Here is a 6,148-nt window from a genome sequence, read left to right as displayed (position 1 = left end):
CGCTTCTGCCCGGCTGCGGAACCACTCCCGGTTAAGCAGTTCGTCACGCAGCTTGCCATTGAAGCTTTCCACGAATCCGTTCTGCCATGGACTGCCTGGCGCGATGAAGGCCGGACCAACGGAGGCATCCCGCAGCCAGCGCATGACCTTGGCCGCTGTGAACTCGGCGCCGTTGTCCGACCTTACGTAGCCCGGCTTTCCATGTAACCGCATCAATCGCGAGAGCGTCAGGATGACATCCTGGGAGCGCAAACTGGCAGCAACTTCGATGGCCAGGCATTCCCGGGTGTATTCATCGATCACGCACAGCATCTTCAATGAGCGTCCATCCACCATCTGGTCATGAACAAAGTCGTAGCTCCAGACCGAATTGGGCTTGGTTGCTCCAGGTAGCCGAATGTCGTTGCCGCATCGACGCCTGCGAGGCCGCTTTCGTGGAATGCCCAGTTTGAGCGAGCTCCAGAGCCGTCGCACTCGGGACTCGCCCAAGGCCAGCCAGGCAGACATACGCAGATAGCCGAATCGAGGGACCTCTTGCGATGCCGCGATCAGCTGCTGCGTCAGGCTCCGATCCTTTTCAGGTTGTAGCAACTGATAACCTGCTACCCGACGGCTCAGTTCCAGATAACGACATGCCTTGCGTTGCGATAGCCCCCGACGAGTAAGGACTTCCAGCGCTTCGCGCCGGCCCGCGGAGGTCATCATTTTTTTCGGCTTAACTCCTTCAAGCCATCAATCACCAGCAACTGTTCTGCCACCATGCGTTTGAGCTTGTCGTTCTCGGATTCAAGCTCTCTGAGCCGCCGGGCATCCGAGACATCCATACCGCCAAACTTGTTTCTCCAGCGGTAAAAGGTCTGCTCAGTAATGTTGTGGCGCTTGCATAGATCTACCGTAGCAATCTCCTTGCTCTCTGCCTCTCGCAAGATGCTGATGATCTGTTCGTCCGTAAATCGCTTCTTCATTGAGTTCTCCTTGGCGTTAGCATAAAGAACTCACTTATCCGGTGGCTACAAAATTCGTCTCAGGTCACAGCCACCTCGGAAAATACCCGCCGAACCTATCGCTCGGCCATTCGCCATTTTCTGGGAAGGGGTGGTGTATTGCCCGCCGACGAAAAAGGGATCATTCGGTATTTGCTGGCGCATGCCGGAACCCACAACGCCCGCACTCTCGCCTTGCGGTTGACTGCGCTGTCTCAGTGGCACGTGTATCAAGGGTTCCCTGATCTAGCCGGCACCGCCACCGTGCGAAAGACGCTCAAAGGTATAGCTCGGACCCATGGTCGCCCCAAAAAACAGGCCAAGGCCCTGCCTATCGAAGATCTTGAAAAAATCGTCTGTAAGCTGGCCAGCCTGAAAACCATCAAGGCAAAACGCGATAGCGCCTTGCTGCAACTGGGTTTTTTTGGCGGATATCGCCGCAGCGAGCTGGCCGCGCTGCAGTTTGCTGATATTGCATGGGAGCCGGACGGTCTGGTCATCACATTGCAACGCTCCAAGACCGACCAACAAGGACAAGGCATCATCAAGGCTATTCCTTACGGCACCGGCACCTGCTGCCCGGCCACAGCACTGCGCACCTGGCTGGACGCAGCTAGCATCGACGGCGGCGCTGTTTTCCGGTCGATTAATAAATGGGAAATGGTCGGTGAGCGAGCCCTCCACCCGGCGAGCATCAATACGATCCTGGCCGACTGTGCAGCATTGGCCGGGCTGAACTATGTCCCAGATCTTTCCAGTCACAGCCTGCGCCGTGGCATGGCGACTAGCGCCTATCGCGCCGGCGCGGATTTCCGAGACATCAAACGGCAAGGCGGCTGGCGACATGACGGCACTGTGCAGGGGTACATCGAGGAGGCCGGCCGTTTTGAAGAGAATGCTGCGCGACACCTACTTCGAAAGCCACCTGCTTGATCCCGTTTCTCGGAGATGCCCTGGAGGTACAACGCTGGCAATCAAGCCGCAAGCTTTCTGCAGACGAGTCTTCTCGTGAAATTCCAGCAAATGAGCCGCGGCTAGGCGCCCCCCCCACTATCAATGAGATACGCAATTGCGCAATGAAAAGGGTTTCATCAATTGCATCTTGCGAGTTGAGCTGCGAGGACTGTCTCCGATACATACAATGTATCGATATGGAATAACTACGTCAAAGTAAGAACGAAAAAAAGCCCCTACGAGAGGGGCTTAGAGTGCTTGCGGTGGGTAAGCCGCCCTAATTATGTATGGAAAAAATGGGGGGATATCCTAATGGAGGCTTAGAGCGGTATGAGGTGCGCTATTTTACGAGCAGCCCAATCGATACCAACCAGGGTAGGGCACCCGCGAAAGCAGCTTTCAATGCCCATCGAACCCAATGATGCTTTTGTGAAGCGATTTGGGCATTTCGATAGATTTGAGTGCTCCAATCTTCCAATATCTGATCGTCAGTAGCATCCTTGAAGAGCTTTACGTACTCATCCATCGGCCTGCTATTGACGGAACCAAAAAACAGCAATGATGGCTTCGGCGCACCGAGCCTTGGAAATACCGCAAAAGCAGCACACGCGATAGACAGCGTAAGGAAAATCACCGCAGCACCGCACCAATGATAGAGCCACATCGATCTATAACTGTCTTCTTGGGTGAACGCAGCTGCCAAGCCACCAAGCATGGCCACATCTAGCGTGATTAACACTCCTACCTTGACATCGGCTGTCGCGATCCAGTTGATTTGTCTCTCCAGCACCCATTGAGCCGTCGATATTTTCTCTTTGCTCATCACTCCCCCAAGTAACCGTTTCTTATATTTTGTTGGCCATAGCAAGCGCCGTCTGGAACGCTTCTTCGTTCTCTATTTCAAGAGGATTCGCATAGGGACTTGAGTCGTATGCATTGAAGTCCAGGCGCATGCGCTTAAAGAAGTAAAAGAGCAGCGCCATTCGAATAGACAGAACCAATCGCCCATCTGACATTGCATAGTCCAGTGCGACTGTTTTCTTCTGCGACTCGCTTAATCCCTTGTGCGGCACTAGCACCACCTCGAAGTAGCGATTCCAGCCTTCATCCTCATCCGCTCCCGCAGCAGGTTCGCCAAAATTGCGCAAGCCACTGCAACGCGAAAGTCTGAAATCCTTGAATTTATGGCTGATGTGACAAAAAGCCCGGACATGCCAGCGTACACCGTCAAATCCAAAGGCATGCGGTGTCACCCGACGCCACAGTCGCTCCGGGCGCTCCTGGTTCATGGATTGATACTCGATTTCAACCGACTGCTTAGTTCTTACCGCCTGAACCACGCTCCGTAGTAGCGTGATGTCGACAACACCACGCGGCACGCTCATCGCATCGGCAGGCAAGGGGGCCTGTAACCAGGTATCACCTCGATCAACTACACCATCAGCGATCGATTTGATTTCCGCCAAATACTTGTCTGCGCTTGGCCTTAAAAATTGCGGGATGAACGCGGGGGTTGGCACATAGCGCTTTTGGCTGGAATCGTAGAGCACATTATCCGGGGCAACCTGTTGGTATAGGGAAATATCCGCGGAGGCCTGTGGCACTGATACCCCGAATCGATCAACGATATCGGAGCGGTTGATCCCTCCCTCCCAGAACATTCGAAATTCAATAAATTCCAGCCGGCGCTCAGTGCCCCAGCGGATTCCTTCTTTAGGTTGTGACATGCGCATAGTTACTTGACGGGTATAGTTTCTATATCCATAATCGGAAGTATTACATACAGGGGCGGAAAGAACAGGGATTTCTCAAGTTAATTGATCAATATTTACGTCTGGAGGTTCGAAATGGCACATAGCTGGGACAACGAGGAAGCTGGCGAACAAATCGAAAAGCGACTCGAAGATGTCAAAGAGGTAACGATCATCGACTACAAGCGCGATATGAGCTTGGAGAAGATTGCGACCAACAAGGCTTACCGAGTCGATGGTGTGCACCTCTATGCCGACATTTTGAATCTGGACGAAATGCTCAATTGCACAGAAGTGGAGGGCGTCGAGTGCCATCGACGGACATTGCGCTTCTTGAACCAGCACTATCGTGCGGTCAACCGAATTCTGGGCCGTACCGAAGCCAAACGGATTGACTTCCATAATCAACGTTTGCACTCGCTTATCGCTAAACCTTACAACACTGAGGATGATGCCGAAAAGAAACGTGTGCAAAAAGCCGTCGCCATTGCACAGCTCATCATCGATGTACTGCAGCAAACAGGAGATGATGATGAACATATCCCGGCGGCAAAGGTGCGCGTCGGCATCGACTCGGGCTTGGCCCTGGCGGTCAATAACGGCCGCAATGGCAATCGTGAACCACTTTTCCTAGGTGAACCCGCCAACCACGCGGCAAAATTTGCAGCAGGGAGCAAAACGGGCATTTATCTGACCAACAAAGCTCGTTTGGCCATTGGCCTCGCCGAATTGGACAAGCCGAGATTGACCGCACTTACAGCTGCGGAAATCGAGAACTGCCAGACGGCGGCGGATCTTGATGTGACAGTCGATGAGATCGTGGATGACTGGCGCGAAGATCTCGAAAACAATCCCATTGGTCAATTCCAATTCTCGGGGCATACGCCGCCGATGAAAAACCTTCCTATCCTTGACCTGACGCCGGCCAACTCGCGGCGCCAAGACGCGACGTCCATCTATGCTGATATCGACGGCTTTACGAAGTACGTCGCTGACCATATCGATGACCAAGCGGAAGACGTTGTGAGATGTCTGCACGTGATCCGGGCCGAACTGGAACGCGTGGTCAAGGAAGACTTCGAAGGCCGTCGAATTCGTTTCGTCGGCGACTGCATCCATGCGGTCCTGTGTGAGGGCACGGCTCAAACGACCGAAGTCGAAAAGACGATCACTGACACTACTCTTTGCGCCGGCGCATTGCGGAGCAGTTTTGACCTTGCTCTGGAAAAGCTGGCTGACGACGGCGTAGATACTGCCGGATTGGGCCTAGCCATTGGTTTTGAATTCGGCCCCATTGCGATCAGCCGCCTTGGAATTAAGGGCGATCGTGTTCGCTGCGCGGTGAGCCGTGGCGTTTTGACTTCAGAAGTAGAGCAGGGGCGTTGTACAGGCACCCAAACGGCGATTGGCCCACTTGCCTATGACAAGGCAAGCCAAGCGGTAAAGGACTTGTTTAACGATAACCGTAAAGTCAGCGATCTCGATTACAACGAAGCGACAGAGGCGCTTTCCAATAGCGGCGATGAGGATGCGAAGGCCTCTAGGAATTCCGGCTTCGAAAAGGCAGCAGCATCGCCTGCCATTATCAAAGCCGCTGACCGCGAAGTGCGCCCGCACGCCAGCATCTAATGGTCTACGCCCTCGAATTGATCGCCTCACTTGCGGCTGAATATGAGTCGCAAGTGGTCGAGCACGACACCTACAGCCTTACGCTCGACGTTAGACTTCGTAGGGCGGACAACCGGATTGCCCCTTACCGTATTCTCGCACGAGCAATGGATGGGAACGTAAGCGCGCAGGAGGAGACACCTGCTCGCTTACCCGCACGATGTCCTGAGCGCCATATCAATGGCGATGGTACTTTTTGCATGTACTGGCAGGGGGAGATGTCCCTGAAAATTGACTCCGATGAAGCCGCACACACCTGGTGGGCGACGCTTCTCGGTTATCTGAAACTTCAAGAGCGCGCGGAAAAGCTTCGACGATGGCCAGATGACAATGCTTGGGCTCATGGCAACGCTGCTTCACATCAGCAAAAAGCAATTGCAGCTGCGGCAAGAATCACCTCTCAACTCGAAGCTGAGGTTAAACGTCGACGTGTTCAAGCAAAACAGAAGGGCCCGCACGGACGACGCCCTCAGATGATCTACGTTTCGCAGCAGGGAAGCCTTTTGTACTCAGTTCGAATACTCCATCAGCCCACGTTCAAAGCGGCTGTCACCCGCTTGCGCCAGCCCTGTCTTTGCGGTCTCAGAAAGCGAAAGAATGGTCGACCGGTTGCGCTTAGAAAGTGCCCCCGCCATGCTGATGCCGCCAGAGATCTCGCTCTCGAGCTCGTGAAATGGGAAAAGGAAGAAGAGAAGTTCTGGGCGAACTACAAAGGCAAGCAGTGTTGCGGAAAGATGGCGAGCTGCCCACTTGCAGCTAACGGCGTCATAACGACAGTTACTGAAGGATAGG

General features: G+C 54.0%; 5 protein-coding genes and 1 pseudogene. 3 read left to right on the top strand and 3 right to left on the bottom strand.

Annotated elements, in window-relative coordinates; all coding sequences use genetic code 11:
* Positions 1-965 (bottom strand): annotated as a pseudogene (locus VE092_RS02485) (IS3 family transposase); the annotation flags it as partial.
* A gap of 138 nt (positions 966-1,103) precedes the next feature.
* On the opposite strand from VE092_RS02485, the gene VE092_RS02480 reads away from it, so the two are divergent.
* Positions 1,104-1,916: a site-specific integrase gene (locus VE092_RS02480; RefSeq protein ID WP_324873487.1), complete on the top strand. Its 813-nt coding sequence runs from the start codon at positions 1,104-1,106 to the stop codon at positions 1,914-1,916.
* Positions 1,917-2,277: 361 nt separating this feature from the next.
* Here the strand turns inward: VE092_RS02480 and VE092_RS02475 are convergent, their stop codons facing one another.
* The gene (locus VE092_RS02475) at positions 2,278-2,760 is read right to left on the bottom strand and encodes a Pycsar system effector family protein (protein ID WP_324873485.1); all 483 of its coding nucleotides are present in this window, start codon (positions 2,758-2,760) and stop codon (positions 2,278-2,280) included.
* A gap of 22 nt (positions 2,761-2,782) precedes the next feature.
* On the bottom strand, positions 2,783-3,664 hold the full coding sequence (locus VE092_RS02470; RefSeq protein ID WP_324873483.1) for a WYL domain-containing protein: 882 nt from the start codon (positions 3,662-3,664) through the stop codon (positions 2,783-2,785).
* Between the two features lie 120 nt (positions 3,665-3,784).
* Here VE092_RS02470 and VE092_RS02465 point away from each other — a divergent pair, with 120 nt between their 5' ends.
* Together VE092_RS02465 and VE092_RS02460 are read left to right on the top strand one after the other, a co-directional pair.
* Complete coding sequence (locus tag VE092_RS02465; RefSeq protein ID WP_324873481.1) at positions 3,785-5,317, top strand: adenylate/guanylate cyclase domain-containing protein; 1,533 nt, start codon at positions 3,785-3,787, stop codon at positions 5,315-5,317.
* Complete coding sequence (locus tag VE092_RS02460) at positions 5,317-6,147, top strand: E2 domain-containing protein (protein WP_324873479.1); 831 nt, start codon at positions 5,317-5,319, stop codon at positions 6,145-6,147. Before VE092_RS02465 ends, VE092_RS02460 begins: the two co-directional genes overlap by 1 nt.
* Position 6,148: the final 1 nt, after the last annotated feature.

The organism is Herbaspirillum sp., assembly GCF_035644555.1.
Lineage (GTDB): Bacteria > Pseudomonadota > Gammaproteobacteria > Burkholderiales > Burkholderiaceae_D > Herbaspirillum.
This window is presented reverse-complemented; position numbering and strand designations above follow the sequence as displayed.

Coding starts and splice junctions, on each gene's coding strand:
- VE092_RS02470 (WP_324873483.1), bottom strand. CDS start 3,664: ATGTCACAACCTAAAGAAGGAATCCGCTGGGGCACTGAGCGCCGGCTG.
- VE092_RS02460 (WP_324873479.1), top strand. CDS start 5,317: ATGGTCTACGCCCTCGAATTGATCGCCTCACTTGCGGCTGAATATGAG.
- VE092_RS02465 (WP_324873481.1), top strand. CDS start 3,785: ATGGCACATAGCTGGGACAACGAGGAAGCTGGCGAACAAATCGAAAAG.
- VE092_RS02475 (WP_324873485.1), bottom strand. CDS start 2,760: ATGAGCAAAGAGAAAATATCGACGGCTCAATGGGTGCTGGAGAGACAA.